At 42.6% G+C, this 17,981-nt stretch carries 15 protein-coding genes and 1 pseudogene; 9 read left to right on the top strand and 7 right to left on the bottom strand.

Features of this window, described 5'->3' with window-relative positions:
* Positions 1-165 precede the first annotated feature (165 nt).
* Entirely contained in the window at positions 166-813 is a 648-nt protein-coding gene (gene purN / locus DP114_RS18795; protein WP_246163371.1) for a phosphoribosylglycinamide formyltransferase, read from the bottom strand.
* Positions 814-1,076: 263 nt separating this feature from the next.
* Between purN and DP114_RS18790 the strand changes: the two genes are divergently transcribed.
* Together DP114_RS18790 and DP114_RS18785 are read left to right on the top strand one after the other, a co-directional pair.
* Positions 1,077-1,325, top strand: coding sequence for a hypothetical protein (locus tag DP114_RS18790; protein WP_246162581.1), 249 nt, complete (start codon positions 1,077-1,079; stop codon positions 1,323-1,325).
* Between the two features lie 338 nt (positions 1,326-1,663).
* The gene (locus DP114_RS18785) at positions 1,664-2,320 is read left to right on the top strand and encodes a pentapeptide repeat-containing protein (RefSeq protein ID WP_171976826.1); all 657 of its coding nucleotides are present in this window, start codon (positions 1,664-1,666) and stop codon (positions 2,318-2,320) included.
* An 85-nt stretch (positions 2,321-2,405) separates the two neighbouring features.
* On the opposite strand, the gene fraD is transcribed toward DP114_RS18785, so the two are convergent.
* Together fraD and fraC are read right to left on the bottom strand one after the other, a co-directional pair.
* Positions 2,406-3,437 carry a septal junction protein FraD gene (fraD, locus tag DP114_RS18780; protein WP_171976825.1) on the bottom strand — a complete coding sequence of 344 codons (1,032 nt, stop codon included), beginning with the start codon at positions 3,435-3,437 and terminating at the stop codon, positions 2,406-2,408.
* A 67-nt stretch (positions 3,438-3,504) separates the two neighbouring features.
* Positions 3,505-4,047 (bottom strand): filament integrity protein FraC, encoded by a 543-nt coding sequence (gene fraC / locus DP114_RS18775; RefSeq protein ID WP_169264003.1) that lies wholly within the window; start codon positions 4,045-4,047, stop codon positions 3,505-3,507.
* Positions 4,048-4,590: 543 nt separating this feature from the next.
* Between fraC and DP114_RS18770 the strand changes: the two genes are divergently transcribed.
* The 4 genes from DP114_RS18770 to DP114_RS18755 all read left to right on the top strand — a co-directional run bounded on the left by DP114_RS18770 (position 4,591) and on the right by DP114_RS18755 (position 10,554).
* Positions 4,591-5,727: a cob(I)yrinic acid a,c-diamide adenosyltransferase gene (locus tag DP114_RS18770; RefSeq protein ID WP_171976824.1), complete on the top strand. Its 1,137-nt coding sequence runs from the start codon at positions 4,591-4,593 to the stop codon at positions 5,725-5,727.
* Between the two features lie 396 nt (positions 5,728-6,123).
* Positions 6,124-6,672, top strand: coding sequence for a cytochrome C (locus DP114_RS18765; protein WP_169264001.1), 549 nt, complete (start codon positions 6,124-6,126; stop codon positions 6,670-6,672).
* 385 nt (positions 6,673-7,057) lie between these two features.
* A complete protein-coding gene (gene secA, locus DP114_RS18760; protein WP_169264000.1) occupies positions 7,058-9,853 on the top strand; it encodes a preprotein translocase subunit SecA in 2,796 nt (931 codons plus the stop codon).
* A gap of 437 nt (positions 9,854-10,290) precedes the next feature.
* Complete coding sequence (locus tag DP114_RS18755) at positions 10,291-10,554, top strand: hypothetical protein (RefSeq protein WP_169263999.1); 264 nt, start codon at positions 10,291-10,293, stop codon at positions 10,552-10,554.
* 410 nt (positions 10,555-10,964) lie between these two features.
* Here DP114_RS18755 and DP114_RS18750 read toward each other — a convergent pair whose 3' ends face one another.
* Entirely contained in the window at positions 10,965-12,563 is a 1,599-nt protein-coding gene (locus DP114_RS18750; protein WP_171976823.1) for a serine hydrolase domain-containing protein, read from the bottom strand.
* Between the two features lie 364 nt (positions 12,564-12,927).
* On the opposite strand from DP114_RS18750, the pseudogene DP114_RS36575 reads away from it, so the two are divergent.
* A pseudogene (locus DP114_RS36575) lies at positions 12,928-13,943 on the top strand (IS701 family transposase); the annotation flags it as partial.
* Between the two features lie 5 nt (positions 13,944-13,948).
* Here the strand turns inward: DP114_RS36575 and DP114_RS35120 are convergent.
* The 3 genes from DP114_RS35120 to DP114_RS18735 form a co-directional block, all read right to left on the bottom strand.
* Complete coding sequence (locus DP114_RS35120) at positions 13,949-14,467, bottom strand: penicillin acylase family protein (RefSeq protein ID WP_246162580.1); 519 nt, start codon at positions 14,465-14,467, stop codon at positions 13,949-13,951.
* Positions 14,457-14,762: a penicillin acylase family protein gene (locus tag DP114_RS35115; protein WP_246162579.1), complete on the bottom strand. Its 306-nt coding sequence runs from the start codon at positions 14,760-14,762 to the stop codon at positions 14,457-14,459. The genes DP114_RS35120 and DP114_RS35115 overlap by 11 nt, the downstream gene beginning before the upstream one ends.
* Before the next feature lie 389 nt (positions 14,763-15,151).
* Positions 15,152-15,913 carry a Uma2 family endonuclease gene (locus tag DP114_RS18735; RefSeq protein ID WP_246162578.1) on the bottom strand — a complete coding sequence of 254 codons (762 nt, stop codon included), beginning with the start codon at positions 15,911-15,913 and terminating at the stop codon, positions 15,152-15,154.
* 68 nt (positions 15,914-15,981) lie between these two features.
* On the opposite strand from DP114_RS18735, the gene DP114_RS18730 reads away from it, so the two are divergent.
* Positions 15,982-16,296, top strand: a complete 315-nt coding sequence (locus tag DP114_RS18730; protein ID WP_171976822.1) for a hypothetical protein — start codon at positions 15,982-15,984, stop codon at positions 16,294-16,296.
* 227 nt (positions 16,297-16,523) lie between these two features.
* Entirely contained in the window at positions 16,524-17,900 is a 1,377-nt protein-coding gene (locus DP114_RS18725; protein ID WP_171976821.1) for a serine/threonine-protein kinase, read from the top strand.
* Positions 17,901-17,981 lie beyond the last annotated feature (81 nt).

Genomic DNA, 17,981 nt, shown 5'->3' with positions numbered 1-17,981 from the left:
AGACATAATTCAAGGAATTTTGTCTTTTAAACTGATCGTGTGGCAAAAATAGACAACTTTCCAATTTGCGATTGTGGAGCAAGGGCGAATCACAAAAATGCACTTGCCTCCAAGCGCACTCTGTGCAGTTCCGCTGTTGGGTGAGGAAGAGGAGGCAGGCTTGTTCTAGAAATCTCCTGAGGCAACAAGGGCGATCGCCGCTGGCAAAATCCGATGTTCCTGAACTTGAATCCTCGCGTGGAGTGTTTCTGGTGTATCATCAGGCAAGACAGGTACCGCTGCTTGCATCAAAATAGAACCGCTATCCATTTCTAAACAAACAAGATGCACAGTACAACCAGCAATTTTCACCCCCTCGGCAAGGGCTTGTTCTATTGCACGTGAACCTTTAAAACTAGGTAACAAACTGGGATGAATATTAATAATCTTGTCAGGATACGCATCAATTAAAACTGAGGTTACCAGTCGCATCCAACCTGCCATAACTACCAATTCCACATCATACTCCCGCAAAGTTTGGACAATTTGTCTATCCAAATCTTCACGGCTTTTGTAGTCGCGGTGATTGAGAAGCACAGCAGGGACACCCCACTTTGCTGCCCGTACTGCGGCATAGGCGTCCGGATTATTGTAGATTAAAACTTGAATTTGGGCGGACAACTGCCCGTCTTTGATTGCTTGAGCAACAGCCTCAAAATTACTGCCACTTCCAGAAGCCAAAATTCCCAATTTTATGGGAGTTTGTGTACGAAGTATGTCAGCACTTACAGTGGGAGAAATAAGGCTAGGGAAGGAAGTGTCAGGGTGAGTCAACTCTGCGGGAGAGTCTTCCTCCGGAGCCACTTCTGTGCGGAGAGCATCGCCTTGCAGGGGTTCCCAAGGCACGTTTTCGGCGGAACGCCTCCGGGCAGGGTAGAATGTGGCGTCAGGCGACTGCTGTGTAAAATCAGGGCTAAAGCTCATCACGGGAGAGAGGACAAATCAGTAGATGCCAAAAATTTTACCAGAAGGAACTCAGGAGTCAGGATTAAGAATAACTGCTGTTAGCTTCAACTTAGTCTTGATGGATAAAAGCATTGAGCAACCTCAATGTTTGTGCTAAATTTGTTAGTATACCAACATACAATAGTTTTTCAATGACTTTTAAAAGAAAAAACAAACTTGGTGCGCTTCCTTTCAATGAAGAGCCGTTTGACAAGTCTCCTGTCTGTCTTAAAGTGCGCGAAGGCGTTAAAGAAAAGTTAAAAGCCATTCCTGACTGGCAAGAACAGCTAAGAGGTCTCATTGATGAATTGATTAAAAATACGGGAGATATTTGTAAATGAATGACTATGTTTGTCTAGATTATTTGCTACTTAGGACAAGCTCAGTTGTCAGAACGCAGAACGGGCTGCGCCCTTGTACTCTACAGAATACATTCCCATAAATAAACAATTGGGACTGCTTTGCTAAAATATCAAGTTTTTGTGACCTTTATCAGAGTCTTTTGACATGAATAAGAACTCAAAGCTTGCATAATAAGGCTTTTACTGATTTTGCTGGAATTTTTGGGAATTTTTCCTAAATTCTTAACTCAGCTTATATACTTCTGAGGTGTAATCTCAAAAATGCAGTGATTTTCGGTATCCGCAGTTTGGATATGTTACACCCAGAGGTCAATACCATGAGAAGCTTTGCTGAAAAACACGAATTCATTCTCAATCAAATTACAGATCAATGTTTTCAACAAAGGGACTTGAGTGGATGCGACTTAAGTGGTATCGACTTGAGAGCAGTTGATTTAAGTGGAATGAACTTGATCGGAGCAGATTTGCGCGGGGCTAATCTGAGTCATGCAATCCTCACTGGTGCAAATTTAAGTGGGGCAAATTTAATGCAAGCCAATCTGCGGGAAGCTTATTTATATGAAGTTTCTTTATGTGAAGCTAATTTGAGTCATGCTGATTTAAGTTATGCAAATTTGTGTGGAGCTTTTTTATGGCGAGTGAAGTTATGTGGAAGTAAACTATGGGCAGCTTCTTTGTGTGATGCTGACTTAAGCGAAGCCGACTTAACTGAAGCTAACTTAATTGAAGCATCACTCATTCAAGCTAATTTAGTAAGAGCCAATCTTACAGGTGCAAAGCTTTGTGGTTCAAGGTTACTAGAAGCCAATTTGAATCAAGCTAACTTAACTGCTGCTGACTTGACATGGGCAAATCTCATAGAGGCAAATTTGAATGAAGCAAACCTTTGGGAGGCAAATTTATCGGGGGCAAAACTACAAGGTGCTATCATGCCTGACGGAACTATTCACCAACCTCAAATCTTCTTTTTTTAAGTAATTGTTGATCACAGAAACTCGGTTTCTTCAAAAAACCGAGTTTTTTCAAGAGTGCTTATCCGAATCTTATTGTCCGAACTCCTCACTGCTGCGGTGGTGGTGAACCAGCAAAAAATGAAATTTTTGAGCCGCATTCTGTTTCGGCGATCGCATCTTTGTTTTCCGTTTTCCTAACAATTTGGCTGGAGGTGCTTCCAGATGTTAACACTGGATCAACTCGACAAGATTTTTCTAAGTAATATCCACGAGCATTAGAACTAGGACCATCCCAGATACTTAGCAGATCCAGTTTGTATCCCCCCCCCTTAACGTTAGATACACGGGGTTCAACATGCCATAAAAACCTTTCTTCATATTCTACCAACTCTTTGTTTATAACCTCCTTGCCTAAGTCACCCACATTTCGTCGTGCATTGAATAACCATTGTTCTGCTTCTGACCAAGGTTTGCCACGTAATTGGTCTTCCACTTTTGGACTAATTTTATCTAGAATTAAAACGCCGTTTTGTGGAATTTTTTCTGTTGATACCGTTTTAGTAACAAAGGCACTCTTCTGATAATTGTCTACTGTAAGACTGGGATATTGCTTTAACCAATTCTGTGTCAAAAAAAAGAATTGCAGCCAACAACTAATTACCATACAACTGCCAACTAAAATAATCATTTTTTGGCGATCTTCTATCTTAGGTATTAGAGTTTTTGCATCTACACCAGATCCTTCAAAAAATTCTGGAATTGCAGTAATGATTGCTGAAATCGTTGGCCAAAGAACAATCGTTCTTGTTGTTAAAACGCTTTCTCCATAACCGAAGGCAAAAACACTGACTAAAAATCCAGTAATCAGTGCTCCTATAGGCAGATTAGTCCCTGGAACATATAATGGGTTATCCGTCGTATACCAAGCAGTACCAGCAATCAGAAATAACCAACCGCAAAATGCTATTAAGTCTTTGACTAATCCCAGTGCAAGAGATGACATTAACCAAGAAAAAAGACTCAAATAAATTAATGTCTGCCAAGAGTAGGCTTTTGGCGGAATCAGGATTTTTTTGATACGTTCATAAACGCTTTCAACAATTCCAAATAGACCAAATGCATCCCTTATTAATTGCATATTTTCTCCTTTATTTAATTCCAATTCAATAAAAGTGATTGTAGTTGATAATTCAACTGGAACACAATTATGTATTCACAGATCTAACAAATAAGATAATTGCGACTAAACTATAGCTGAGTGCATTGGCTATAAGTATAGTAGTCACTATATTTGTATTTTGCCATTTACCCTTAGAAGCAAAACGAGAATTACGTCGTTGTATTATTTGAGGTTCTGGAGGAGCTTTTTTGAATTCACTTAATGATATTAACAAGACTCTTAAAAGAGCATACTTAACTATAAAAGTGCCAAAGAAAATGATAAAAGCCGTTAAAATGAGCAAGGTTTGTATGCCAGGTGTTTGTAAGCGATTGAAGAAAACAAAAGTTATTAATTCGGATTTCATCTTTGGTAATAATGCTGGCTCTACAAAGAAAAAGATGATCCAACCAATCACATTAGAAAAGACATTGATAGAGATACCATAAAAAGCGCTCGTTCTTTTGTCGAATTTTAGCCTTGTATTTAAGACATATGCTTCGATAGGGATTGCTACTAGTAAAAATAAAAAATTAAACAAAATTGCAGCAAGAGGAAAAATTTGGGGAACTTCAGGAATGTCAAACATAAACAAGTAATCGCTAAAGTGTAACTTAAGAAAGTATAGCCGCAACACTGAGCATGATGGGGGGGCAACTAAGTTATTCAGAAGATGCCCTCTACGCAGGCTAAGCGCAATTTGCCGATGAGTGTACAGGAGGGACAAAATTCACTTCCTAAACCTGGAAGAAAACCAGGGAAGCGCAAGTAGTATAGCCCCTAGCTGTATGCAGTTTTTCAGTGTGACCAGAACTAGCGGGATAGGGGAGTGGGGGTGTAAGGGCGCGAGCGCTCTAGGCGTTGCCGTTACAACCTTATATTTTTACACCCTGCCCTTTAGGCATTGACAGTTTATCTTATTCTTCCAGTTTTTTAGCATCTTTTTGTTTACATATCCTCTTGTTGTATTTCTTCATATATTTCAATACCTTATAGAGCGTGAGGTGTGAAGAGTCCTTACACCCCACAACGCCATGTTTGCTTCAATCGAACTCCCTGCATTGGCTTGGATGCACGAAATCTGATCAAACCTGGGTAAGATCAAAGACTCGGACGTTAAAGCTTTCAAAAGATGACAAGGAACAGCATTGGTATTCGTACGGCGCAATTGCGCCCCTCACGGCTTACTGGTCAAATTCACGTTTATGATGGTGCAGGTAAAGGCAAGTCACAAGCAGCTTTAGGAGTCGTGTTGCGCTCTATAGGGTTGGGGATAAATACTCCCAATAATTGTAACCGTGTTTTGCTATTGCAGTTTTTAAAAGGACCAGAACGGGATTACGATGAGGATGGCGCTATAGCAGCCTTGCAACGAGGTTTTCCCCATCTGATTGACCAAGTTCGTACTGGTAGAGCAGAATACTTTGGACCAGAAGAAATTACGCCTTATGACAGGGCCGAAGCGGCGAGGGGTTGGGATGTGGCTAAAGGTGCGATCGCAAGCGGTTTATATTCAGTTGTCGTATTGGATGAAATTAACCCCGTCCTAGATTTAGGTTTGCTTGGAGTAGATGAAGTGGTACGGACACTAAAATCTAAAACACAGGAATTAGAAATCATTGCTACTGGGCGTGCAGCACCGCAAAAATTACTCGATATTGCGGATTTACACTCAGAAATGAAACCCCATGTCCACCCAACCGCAAAAATACATGGAATACAGGGTGTTGAAATTTATACTGGGTCAGGCAAAGGTAAATCAACAAGTGCCTTGGGCAAAGCCTTAAAAGCAATAGGTAGAGGAATTAATCATCCAGGTTCTACTCGGGTATTAATTATGCAATGGCTAAAAGGTGGGACGGGTTATACTGAAGATGCCGCCATAGCTGCTTTACAGCAGTCCTATCCAGAGGTAGTGGATCATCAACGCTGTGGACGAGATGCGATTGTCTGGCGCAACTCCCGTCAAGAACTGGACTACGTGGAAGCAGAACGCGGTTGGGAAATTGCTAAAACTGCGATCGCCTCCGGATTGTACAAAACGATTATTCTCGATGAGCTTAATCCGACAGTCGATTTGGAACTCCTACCGATTGAACCGATTGTTCAAGCTCTACTTCGTAAACCCAGCGATACCGAAATCATTATCACAGGTCGCTGCCAAAATCAACCAGCATACTTCGACTTAGCTAGCGTTCACTCTGAAGTATACTGCCACAAGCACTATGCCAATCATGGTGTAGAACTTAAACAAGGGGTAGATTTTTAAATGAGTCATCAGTTATCAGTGATCAGTGCTTGAAATCTTGATAACCCTTCGGGTTCGCCAGTCGCCTACGGAGGAGCCAGTACTGTAGGAGGGTCTCCCTCACTTGGTATCTGGCGTTGGAAACCCTCCTGCAGCGCAGGCTCACTGATAACTGATAACTGATAACTGTTCACTGTCTGTTTTGTAAATATGGATAACAATACACTGGACTTAATTACAGCAGGATTGGCGATCGCTATTATCTTAGGTGGCTTCCTGATGATGTTTACTACGATTCTGACCACCAAACGCAAGTAAGCTAAAGCTTGTGGACAAACATTTTGAAACACATACTTGGCTATCTATGTCATAAGATGTGCAACAAGCGCCGATATCCAAAGTTTGTGAGTGTGACGAATGTCAAATATTGTTAAGCGCCAATCACGTAAGCGAAAACAAAAGCAAAAGCCCATCGGTTTGCTTTTGGTCATTTTGGCTTGGAGTCTAGCTATGGGATGGTTGTTAGCTTTGGCAACTCATGCCAATGGTGCTACTCCTACCTCTGAGGTAGGTACTGTTGATATCGTACCAGCACAATATCAACTAGGACAACAATTATACATAGAAAACTGCTCCACTTGTCACATAGCCATACCACCAGCTGTTTTGCCTACCCAAACTTGGAAAAATCTTTTGGAAGATACACAACATTACGGCGCACAGTTAAAGCTTTTGGTCGATCCGCCACGTGCTTTAGTATGGAAGTATCTTGCAACTTTTTCCCGTGTTCAACTCCAAGATGAGCAAACACCATATCGCATCAATAGCTCCCGGTATTTCAAAGCTTTGCATCCTAGAGTCAAGCTACCTAACCCCGTGCAAATTGGCAGCTGTGTCACCTGTCATCCCAGCGCTAAGGACTTTAACTTTCGTCGTCTGACTCCGGAGTGGGATAACTCCCAGTGAACTTTAAACTCGTGGTTAAGAGCGCTAGCAACCCCCCTTAAGAAACACTATCCCCCTTCTATTTTATTCCCTGCTCCCTGCTAAGCGCTCCCTGCTAAGCGCTCCCTGCTCCCCATCCCTCCCTTGGGGCAATCACGACCTCTGCTTGGTCGGGCTTATCTGCCTCATCTGGAGGTGAAATGATACTATAAAAACAGTTTAAATTTAAGCTGAAAAATAAAACCAAACCTAATAGCAAACTGATTGGGTGTTTATAAGCGCGTGTTTTTTACCAAATTCTCATGTACAACCCATCCAAAACCACACCCGGATCCGTTGGGTTAGGAGTTTATAATCAGTCCCAATCATTATTTATCCCCATCCCCTTGATTTTGTATAATCTGCCATGCTAAAGACTTTGTTGGGCGACCCCAACGCTCGTAAACTTAAGAAATATCAACCTTTCATTACAGAAACTAATCTTCTAGAGGAAGACATAAAAGCGCTTTCAGACGAAGAGCTAAAGGGTAAAACGGCAGAGTTGAAACAGCGTCTGAAGAAAGGCGAAACTCTGGATGATATTTTGCCAGAAGCTTTTGCAGTTGTGCGGGAAGCAGGACAACGAGTTTTAGGGTTGCGGCACTTTGATGTTCAACTTTTAGGCGGTGCTATCCTGCATAAAGGGCAAATTGCCGAAATGAAAACTGGTGAGGGCAAAACTTTGGTTGCTACCTTGCCAAGTTATTTGAATGCCCTGAGTGGAAAAGGTGTACACGTCATCACTGTAAACGATTACCTGGCTCGTCGGGACGCAGAATGGATGGGACAGCTGCATCGTTTCTTGGGATTAAGCGTGGGGCTGATTCAGCAAAGCATGACGCCATCTGAGCGCAAGAAAAATTACGAGTGTGATATAACTTATGTTACTAACAGTGAGATAGGGTTTGATTACCTGCGCGATAACATGGCGACAGACATCAAAGATGTTGTGCAGCGCCCATTCAATTACTGTGTGATTGACGAGGTAGATTCTATCTTAGTTGATGAGGCGCGGACTCCACTAATTATTTCTGGGCAGGTAGAAAGACCTACAGAAAAATACTTAAAAGCAGCTGAAATTGCAATAGCGCTGCAAAAAGAAGAACATTATGAAGTAGATGAAAAAGCTCGTAACGTTCTGCTCACCGATGAAGGTTTTGCTCAAGCAGAAGAACTTTTAGGAGTAAAAGATTTATTCGACCCTGAAGATCCTTGGGCACACTTCGCTTTCAACGCGATTAAGGCGAAAGAACTGTTTCTTAAGGACGTCAACTATATTGTCCGCAACGAAGAAGTTGTCATCGTAGACGAATTTACGGGTAGAGTCTTACCAGGACGACGTTGGAGTGATGGACTGCACCAGGCAATTGAAGCAAAAGAACGGGTAGAAATTCAACCTGAAACTCAAACTCTCGCAACAATTACCTACCAAAACCTGTTCTTGCTTTATCCAAAACTCGGTGGTATGACCGGAACAGCGAAGACAGAAGAAGCCGAGTTTGAAAAAATTTACAAACTGGAAGTCACGATTATTCCCACCAACAGACCGAGAAGACGCCAAGACCTTTCTGATATGGTCTTTAAGACCGAAGCAGGCAAGTGGGGGGCGATCGCCAAAGAATGTGCCGAAATGCACACACTCGGCAGACCAGTCCTGGTGGGAACAACTAGCGTCGAAAAATCGGAATATCTCAGCCAGTTGTTAAGACAAATGTCAATTCCCCACGAACTGCTGAACGCTAGACCAGAGAACGTTGAACGCGAAGCAGAAATTGTCGCACAAGCAGGACGAAGAGGAGGGGTGACAATTGCGACAAACATGGCTGGAAGAGGTACTGACATTATCTTAGGTGGTAATGCCGAGTATATGGCGCGTCTGAAGATGCGGGAATACTTCATGCCCCGGATAGTCAAACCGGAAGATGAAGATATGTTTAACATTCACAAAGCCGTTGGTTTACCGTCCTCAGCAAGTGGCGGAGGGCAAGGTTTTGTCCCAGGTAAGAAAGTCAAAACTTGGAAGGCTTCACCACAGGTTTTCCCCACTCTGCTTTCTAAAGAAATAGAGAAACTCCTCAAAGAATCAGTGGAAGCAGCTGTACGGGAGTATGGCGATCGCAGCTTACCGGAACTGGAAGCAGAAGAGAAAGTCGCTGTGGCAGCAGAAAAAGCTCCCACGGATGACCCTGTGATTCAGAAAATGCGGGAAGCATACAACCGCATTAGGCGCCAATACGAAGAGTTCACCAACCGTGAACACGATGAAGTGGTAGAACTGGGTGGGTTGCACGTGATCGGGACTGAACGTCACGAGTCGCGACGGATCGACAACCAGTTGCGAGGACGTGCAGGACGACAAGGTGACCCCGGTTCAACAAGATTTTTCCTGAGCTTGGAGGATAATCTGCTGCGGATTTTTGGTGGCGATCGCGTCGCACGCCTGATGAATGCTTTCCAAGTCGAAGAGGATATGCCCATCGAATCTGGAATGCTCACCCGCAGTTTGGAAGGCGCTCAGAAAAAAGTCGAAACCTACTACTACGATATCCGTAAGCAGGTTTTTGAGTACGACGAGGTGATGAACAACCAGCGCCGTGCCATCTACGCCGAACGCCGTCGGGTGCTAGAAGGGCAAGACCTCAAAGAACAGGTCGTCAAGTACGCCGAAAAAACGATGGATGACATCGTGGATTTCTACATCAACCCAGACTTACCCTCAGAAGAATGGGAATTGGACAAGTTGGTTGAAAAAGTCAAAGAATTTGTCTATCTGCTAGCGGACTTGCAACCCAATCAATTAGAAGATATGGCAATGGGCGAAATCAAAGCCTTCCTGCACGAAGAGGTGCGAAAAACTTACGATCTCAAGGAAGCAGAAGTTGACCAAATTCGACCAGGATTAATGCGGCAAGCCGAACGATTCTTTATTTTACAGCGGATTGACACCCTGTGGCGGGAACACCTGCAACAAATGGATGCTCTGCGGGAATCCGTAGGACTGCGGGGTTATGGTCAAAAAGATCCGCTGATTGAGTACAAGAGCGAAGGGTACGAATTATTCTTGGATATGATGACCAATATTCGCCGAGATGTGGTATACTCCTTGTTCATGTTCCAACCCCAGCCTCAGCCAATGATGGAAACACCTTCAGAGATGGTTTGAGGTATGGGTAGATAAAATAAATTCGGCGCATCAGACGCAAAGGGACTCACAAAGACTTTGCGTCTTTGTGTTTTGGAGTAAAATTGCTCAACGGTTTTCTATCATAGAGATAGATACCGCAAGTCCCAGCTGCTCCGAATAGGTAAAATGTCTAAAAGCGACTTCAAGGAAGCAGAAGTTAATTCAATCGGACCAGGATTAATTAGGAATTAGCTGGAATCAGCTTCAGTGTTGCAGCAGAGTTCGTTAGTACCCTTTTAGGACTTACGCACTGTACAAAAGAACTATCTTGTGTATTAACGTAAATACGTTGTTTCAGGCTTTTGGATGTCGCGCCAAAATATGATTGAAAAATCTAGCTACAAGCCTTGAAAACTATACCTGTTATTTTGGCTTTTCTGTCAATGCGTAAGTCCTATATTAATAAGTGAGAAGCATTGCTGAAATTAGAAGTATTTGGTGTAGAAATAGTTGAAGAAATTGACGAGACTTTTTTGAGTCAAATTGTTGAAATAATTGCTAAATTTGAAAATCCTCCAGTTTCGTTCGATGCAATTAGAAAACACCGTTCTTGGCAAAGAGAATGGAACACTAAATCGCCAGCATCAGCAGCACTAAGACAGGGTTTAACACAATTAGTTTTAAGTGAAAAATTGGGTGGTAATGAGGCAGAAGGGTATTTTTTATTTAATAAAAATTAATTGTCTGTTCGTAACCGTTCACGGGGGGGCAAAAAAATGTCCCATATGAAATCACACGCAATCAGTACGAAAACCAGTCTTGAATTGATTTTTTACGGCTAATTTTGAGTAGTCAAAAGTCCTACATTGGTCGGTAAATTGTCGTTTAGACATTTTCGGCACTATTAGCGCCTACGATAAATATCCCGAAACCCTTGCTTAGCAAGGGTTTTAGAAATTAGACGAATGTTCTACCCCCCGTGAACGGTTACAGTCTGTTCCAACTGTTCCAGTGTTCCTGATATGTCTTTAACAACTACTGTTCCAACGTACTAACAGTCATTGCAGCGTTACTGGAACAATTGAAACGTTCTAGGAATATTATTTTGAAACAGTAGATAAAGAGTGGTATTAGTTATTTAAACTTGACTTTATTTCACAAATTGAATGTTTCTGACACGTCCACCTTCTACCCGCAAACTGAATTTAGTAACTTGATGAAAGTCATCACGAACAAACTGCAAAGTGAGGTCTGTACCTTTCAGCAAATCTTTGTTAATTGGCTTGAGGGTTTCTCGAAGAGAATTTCTTCGATTTAGCAGCAACTCTCCGTCTTCGATACTGATTCTGTATGTTGCATCTAACTCTTGGGAATAATACTCTCCTGTAAAATCCACCAATTGTTCAGAATTAGGAGGAGCAAATTCTAGCCGTTGGAAAACGTCCCGTGTTTTGCCCTCCACATAGTAAAAATAAGAGGGTTTATGTAAACCTGATTCTTCAAATTCAACAGATATAAAAGGAATATCCATTATTACAAAATGACTTGAACTTACAGGAGCAAAAATCAAGCTCATTTCAGCAGCTTCCAGGATTAATTTACCATCCTTTACCAATAACTCCCAAACGGTTCCTGTTTTTGGGTTTTGATAAAAGCCAGTCTTCCTCTCTAAATCAATCGATGGAATTTCTATTATTTGGGTTTGACGGCTGACAGATTCTTCAGTAAAGTCATCAACTAAGTAGATATCTGCAACTTTTTTGGCAAGTTCTGCCGGTTTAGCGCTGCCCAAATTTGACAAGCAAATTACAGAGAATCTCTGTTTGGGGAATCGCAGCATTTGCGATCTGTAACCCATCCATGCGCCACCGTGACTGATGGTTTCTAATCCTCGGTAATGCTCTCTGATTAAACCAAAGGCATAATCTATCACTTCGCCGCTATTCAATATTCCAGGTGTAATGATTTCTTCGATCAAGTCTTGCCCATATCCTCCTAATTTGTTTTGGTAAAAATTCTCATCCCAGATACATAGGTCTTCAACCGTAGTATAGATACCACCGTCACCCACGATATCAAAAATAGTCGTATCAATCTGAAAACTACCCTCTTCCCTCACAGAGTAGCCAATCGCTCTATTCTGGACAATCCTTGTGAAATCATCGTGAAAGTGAGTTGCTTTCATTCCCAGGGGACTGAAAATATGCTGATCAGCAAAAACCGCCAGAGATTTTCCAGAGACACGTTTGACGATTTCTGCCAAAAGAAAATATCCTGAGTTGCTGTACAAATGCTCCTCTCCTGGCTTGAAGTTCAATTCTTGTTGACGAGCTATTAAAGCAATGATTTCGTTCTCAGGATAGTCATTCTCGCATCGCATTCCTGCCAATTCCATGAGGTTTAGGAAATCACGAATGCCGCTTGTGTGGTGAATAAGATGCCGCACAGTAATGGGATACTCATATCTGGGTATCTCTGAAATGTAGATTTGGATCTCGTCATCTAAAGAAAGTTCCCCCTTTCTTGCAAGTAAAGCAATGCACATCGCTGTAAACTGCTTGGAGGTTGAGGCAATATCAAAGACCGAATTTGGAGAAATCGTTACGTTGTGTTCTAAGTCAGCCATACCATAGCCGCGCTTATAAATAGTCTCACCATCTTTAATGATGGCTAAAGCAAAACCAGGAGAGTCTGGTTTATCCCATTCGGAAAATAATTCATCGACTTTATTTGGTGATGGAAGTGTCATTATCAAAAGCTAGAAAGATTACTTTTTTACTAACTGGAGTTTACACTAAAAAACCAGTAATCAGGAAATAGCACTTAGAGAATTATTAATAAAAAGTAACACGCGAGTCTAAGTGAAACGTTACTGAAAAGAAAAAAGAGGTCAGCTATATTAAAGTGACCGCAAATTGGTCAATGCTGGTAAGTAGTTCAACTTAATTAAATTAGGACTTACGCATTGACAAAATAGGCAAGAAGTGCAGATGCGTGAATGAGGAAAGTAACAAGGCGAGTGCGCGAAGGCGCACGCTGGGCGAACGCTAATTAACAGGGACATTGAAAGACGGATAATACCTATATTGTCTTGATGATGTAGGGTTAGGGCTATTAGAGCGACTACTAAAGTATCAACTTACATATGCGACTTGGACACTTACACTCTGTTCTTGCTTGCAGAATCAAAGTATCCAGGTTGTACACGATCTTGCTGAGATTTTAGGAGAAACATCTCACGATAGCGTCAATAGATTTTTGTTGAGAGAACGTTATGAACCAAAAGATTTATTTCTGGAGGTAAGTCCACACATCAATTTAACGGGTGGTACATAAGTTACGACGATACAGTTATTGATAAACCTTATAGTGACCCGCTATTAACAGCAATTTTTTGCTTATTTTTGGTCGGGTAAACATCATCGTGTAGTTAAAGGGATTCAGTTAATTACCTTGTATTACACTGATTTGTCGGGTAAATCTGTACCCATCAATTATCGCATATATAAAAAACAGGAAGGTAAGACAAAAAACGATTATTTAAGAGAAATGATTGCTGAAGTACTGGATTGGGGATTAAAACCGAAGACCGTGACTACAGATGCTTGGTATGCCAGTAAAGAAAACCTAAAATTCCTGAAAAACAAAGAATTAGGGTTTTTGGTGGGGGTAGCCAAGAATCGTTCCTGTTCAATCAATGGTCGAGATTATACCCAAATCCAAAATCTAGAAATACACAGGTGTTGGTTTAATAGTTCATCTAAAAAGTTTCGGCAAAGTGAAAGTATTTCGGAAAAACTTCTCCCAAGGGGAGACGCTGAGTCGCAAAGCGACACGCTGCGCGTTCGCCCTCTGGGCGTGCGCTTGCGCTTACGCGAACAAAAACGAAGAAAAAAGATACTACATCATATTTTTACCGGATGAAGATGCACTAATTGCAATTAATCGAGTGGAATTTAAGGCATTACATTCAATCCATTGGGGAATTGAATGTTACCACAGAGCCATTAAACAGGTGTGTGGGATTGAACGTTTTATGGTTCGCCAGCGCGTTGGGCGGGTTCCCCGACTTGAAGCGACTGGCGAACCCGTAAGGGTTAGAACAACTGAGGCTATTCATACTCACTTTTGAAATTATTCTGAGAGGACATTGGTGACACCCCAGGCAATGCGCTCGCTATGACCGACAATCACACCCAGCATTCCAGCAAACGAAAACCCAGTCACATTGTATGGACAATCTGCACTTTTTGGTGTACAATGCAGACCAACTTCATACCAGATAGAAGGCATTTGTACAGCCAAGTGAGGATCATTTGCCAAAATGGGTTTACCTGTCGTCGTCTGCTGACCTGATATTACCCAGCTATTTGAACCAATACCGACTCCAGTAGTAGAACCTAGCAATTGTTCTAAAGCAGTCATCGGTTTGGTTATTGACTCTAAGGCAGAGATGATATTATTTACACCACTCACTGGGGAGAAAACATCTGGTGTACTCACTGCTTTACCCACTTGAAACTCAGGCAAAATCACTGGTAGGTTTTCAGGGTAAGGTGGAAATAGTTCTTCTACCTGAGCAGGAGTCAGGGTTTTGAGCAAGATACTACGTTCAATTTCACTATCAAGGTTTTTGCCAAGATCATAAGCCATCACCTTGCCCCATGTGAAAGTCCATTTGCCAGAAACGGTCTTGCGCGTGGACATAACCTTGCGCCATAAATAAATCATGGGAGTTGGCAGCGTAAATGTGGGGAATTCCCCAGTCATTACGCTCGACTTTTACCTCAGCCTTCAACCCTGGTATTTGAACCGTGCCAGTTTCTACTGGAAATGATTGCCTCACAGCATAGGTGACAAGCCCCACTAGCGATAGCCCCAGCACTAGTAGTACAATCACGGTAATCTTGAATGCTTTATGAAACCAAAGTTTCTTGGATCTTTTCATTGGCTGGTGGAAGTCGTGCGTTTTATTTCGCCGCATGAAATGAAAATAGGATGATTATCTCACGCCAAGATGCTAAAAAGAACTTTGAAACGACAGTATCTGTCTAGTACCGCTGCCTTGGAATTCGCTGCCTACGGCACGCTACCTCACATCTTGCACCAGTTGCGTTATTGCAATTTTTGTAAGGGAGCCAGTGCGTTGGACGGGTTTCCCGGCTTGTTCGCCTTTGGCGTCTCCCCTTGGGAGATAGCATCTGGCGTTGGGCACTGCCTAGAGTTCGCTCAAAACCTTATTTTTACGTTGACAGCAGTGCCCACCCTACGGTTATTGAGAATGGTGCAAGATCTCAGCTACGCTAACATTCACGCATTCACGCATTCAAAAAGCTTTTATTCCCGTAGCAAAGCTCTCAGTTCTCGCAGCATTTGACTGGTTCCATCATCAATTGCTTTTTGCACCAGTCGGGGAATAAGTTCAGTGACGGGTAAATTAGGAAAGGTGGGACTGAGGAGAGATTCTACGTAGCCGTCAGCTTGGAGAATATAAACGGTTAGTTGATGGTTGCTGTAAATCCACACTTCCGGAACTCTCAGGGATATATAGGCGTTGAGGGTTGTTTTTGAGGTAACATCAGATTCAACGGCAAGGTCACAGGGAGGATATACGGTTAAATCCATTTGGGTACATCCTTTGACCTGGCTGGCATTTTGAATATAAAAGCAGGTATCTGGTTCAACCCCAGCAATATCTGGACGTTTAAAAGTTGTCGAGCCGAAGTCTTCCCAGTTGCGTCCTTGTTCCTCCAGAATTGTGGTGATGATGTAAGCAATGATGCGGTGGGGACGCTCATGTAATGCTAACGGGGACATTATTTCTAGGGTTCCTCGGTAGTAAGCAATGCGGGTGTTGCGTTTTTCTCCCAAGTCTTCGAGAAGTCGCTCAAAGTCTTGCCAGGACAGGTTATGAATGGCAATCTGGCTACCGGGAGCGAGTTCTATGGCATGTAGGGGAATAGTTACGCTCATGTTTTTGTCTCCGTTATGCTGTCCTGCTTTCTCAATTTTGACCAAAACTAACGCGATCTGCACAGCAGCGAAGCTATCGCGGGATCGCCCAGTGCCGCAAGCAGCGATTGTGGATAGATTTTGCACAGCGTCGTTTCCTAACTTAGTATTAAGACACGGCGGAGCAATGTTGAGGATGAGTCAGGTGGGCTGATATGGAAACGATGAAATTACGAGCGCATATTGGGGCTGATGGTATGTTGCAAATCCAGACACCCACTGATTTTAAAGATATCTCTGTTGAGGTGGTGATAGTTGTACAGCCGTTACCAGATGCAGAAGTTGCAGCATCCTCAGAACCGGAACCGCGTTATAACGCTTGGGGAAAGCCGACGACGAAAAAATCGATAAGTAATGCGTTAGCGAAGCGGCTCCAAAGGAGCATCGCTCTTATGGAACAATTGCGGCAAGAAGTGGCATTGGATAAAACGTCAATCGGCTCCATGATAGAAGAGGGGCGAAGATTTTAATGCACCTGGCGTGACACAGAGAGAGAGGAAAGAGGAATAATTCCGATATCAACGGATTTGATATGACTGTCCACCGAGTGTGAATCGCAACTGAATTGTTCAAATTTCCCAATCTGTGCATTCAGATTTCGATTATCGCTTTGTATGCCCTGCACATCATCTCACAAGGTGCAGCCAAACAAGTAAAATGCTTCTAGTGATCTCAAACTAGGGAGTAGCCAATCCCAATGCAACTTTGGACACCAGGTCAACCACTTCAAAACGGAAGATTCATTATTCAAAAAGTCCTTGGAGGTGGAGGCTTTGGTGTCACCTATAGTGCCATTCAATCCCCCATCGGTAAATTAGTTGTTATTAAAACCCTAAACCAAAAGCAACAAGGTCAAGCAGACTTTGATAAACAACAAGTAAAGTTTGTCAATGAGGGGTTGCGGTTACGAGGGTGTAGCCATCCTCATATCGTCAAAATCTACGAAATGATTAAGGAGGCTGAACTGTGGGGCATGGTGATGGAGTATATTGACGGGCAAGATTTATGGGTTTATGTTGAGGATCGTGGGGCATTGCCAGAGTCTGAGGCATTACGCTACATTGACCAGGTAGGGAAAGCCCTGGAATCTGTCCACCAACAAGAACTTTTACATCGGGATGTCAAGCCACATAATATTATGCTGCGCCGTGGTACACAAGAAGCTGTACTGATTGATTTCGGTTTGGCACGCGAATTTGCCGTTGGAATAACAGGAAGCATGACTAATGCCAAGACGGCAGGTTATGCACCCATTGAACAGTATCAAAGACGAGGTAAATTTGATACTTATACTGATGTTTATGCCTTAGCCGCAACGCTGTATACATTACTGACTGCGGAAGTTCCTTTACCTGCTGATTTTAGGAAAACTGGCATACCTTTACCACCGCCAAAGCAACATAACTTCCGGATTAGCAACAGGGTAAATGATGCTATTGTCAAAGGGATGGCGTTGGAACCGCAAGATAGACCACAGACAGTGCGCGAGTTTAGAGAATTGCTTGGTATTGCAACTATTGAAACTCAACCACCTTTTGTAGATAAACCTTTTCCACCAGATCCAATTGTTCAACCACCTTTTGTAGATAAACTTTCTTCAACAGATCCAATTGTCGATTACGCTAAACTAGAGGGCTTGTTGAGAGCTAATCAGTGGAAAGAAGCGGATCGTGAAACCTACCAAGTGATGCTTCAAGCAGTTGATCGTCAGAACGAGGGTTGGATGAGAGCGCAGGAATTATCGAACTTTCCCTGTACTGTCCTTCGCAAAATTGACCAACTATGGGTAGAGTACAGTGATAGTAAGTTTGGCTTAAGTGTTCAGCAGCGAATCTGGCGTGGCATTCGCGGTTACCCTGGCAAGTTAGATAGGTTAGATAGCGCAACTTTTTATGAGTGTGGCAAATACGTAGGCTGGCGAAGGAATAATGAATGGTTAAGATACGATAACTTTACCTTTAGTTTAGAAGCTCAGGAAGGGCACCTTCCGTCATTTGGATATGGTGTTCTGCTTTTCCACGAGTGGCTACCTATGTGTAGTGGTTTCTTCCCTCGCATTATTCGTTGTCTATAGAGAAATATCTTTAATTTTCCTTTAAGATTCTTCGGGAATTGCTGATTAAAAATACGTAGTTAACTACACTTCTTTATTATA

This window comes from Brasilonema sennae CENA114, assembly GCF_006968745.1.
In the GTDB taxonomy this organism is placed as follows: Bacteria; Cyanobacteriota; Cyanobacteriia; order Cyanobacteriales; family Nostocaceae; genus Brasilonema; species Brasilonema sennae.
Note: the sequence above shows the minus strand (reverse complement) of the source record. Positions and strands in the feature narration are given on the sequence as shown.

What these genes read in the sequence shown, in the direction of transcription:
- DP114_RS18785 (WP_171976826.1), top strand. Translation starts at nt 1,664, where the DNA reads ATGAGAAGCTTTGCTGAAAAACACGAATTCATTCTCAATCAAATTACA.
- fraD (WP_171976825.1), bottom strand. Translation starts at nt 3,437, where the DNA reads ATGCAATTAATAAGGGATGCATTTGGTCTATTTGGAATTGTTGAAAGC.
- fraC (WP_169264003.1), bottom strand. Translation starts at nt 4,047, where the DNA reads ATGTTTGACATTCCTGAAGTTCCCCAAATTTTTCCTCTTGCTGCAATT.
- DP114_RS18770 (WP_171976824.1), top strand. Translation starts at nt 4,591, where the DNA reads ATGACAAGGAACAGCATTGGTATTCGTACGGCGCAATTGCGCCCCTCA.
- DP114_RS18765 (WP_169264001.1), top strand. Translation starts at nt 6,124, where the DNA reads ATGTCAAATATTGTTAAGCGCCAATCACGTAAGCGAAAACAAAAGCAA.
- secA (WP_169264000.1), top strand. Translation starts at nt 7,058, where the DNA reads ATGCTAAAGACTTTGTTGGGCGACCCCAACGCTCGTAAACTTAAGAAA.
- DP114_RS18750 (WP_171976823.1), bottom strand. Translation starts at nt 12,563, where the DNA reads ATGACACTTCCATCACCAAATAAAGTCGATGAATTATTTTCCGAATGG.
- DP114_RS35120 (WP_246162580.1), bottom strand. Translation starts at nt 14,467, where the DNA reads ATGGCTTATGATCTTGGCAAAAACCTTGATAGTGAAATTGAACGTAGT.
- DP114_RS35115 (WP_246162579.1), bottom strand. Translation starts at nt 14,762, where the DNA reads ATGAAAAGATCCAAGAAACTTTGGTTTCATAAAGCATTCAAGATTACC.
- DP114_RS18730 (WP_171976822.1), top strand. Translation starts at nt 15,982, where the DNA reads ATGGAAACGATGAAATTACGAGCGCATATTGGGGCTGATGGTATGTTG.
- DP114_RS18725 (WP_171976821.1), top strand. Translation starts at nt 16,524, where the DNA reads ATGCAACTTTGGACACCAGGTCAACCACTTCAAAACGGAAGATTCATT.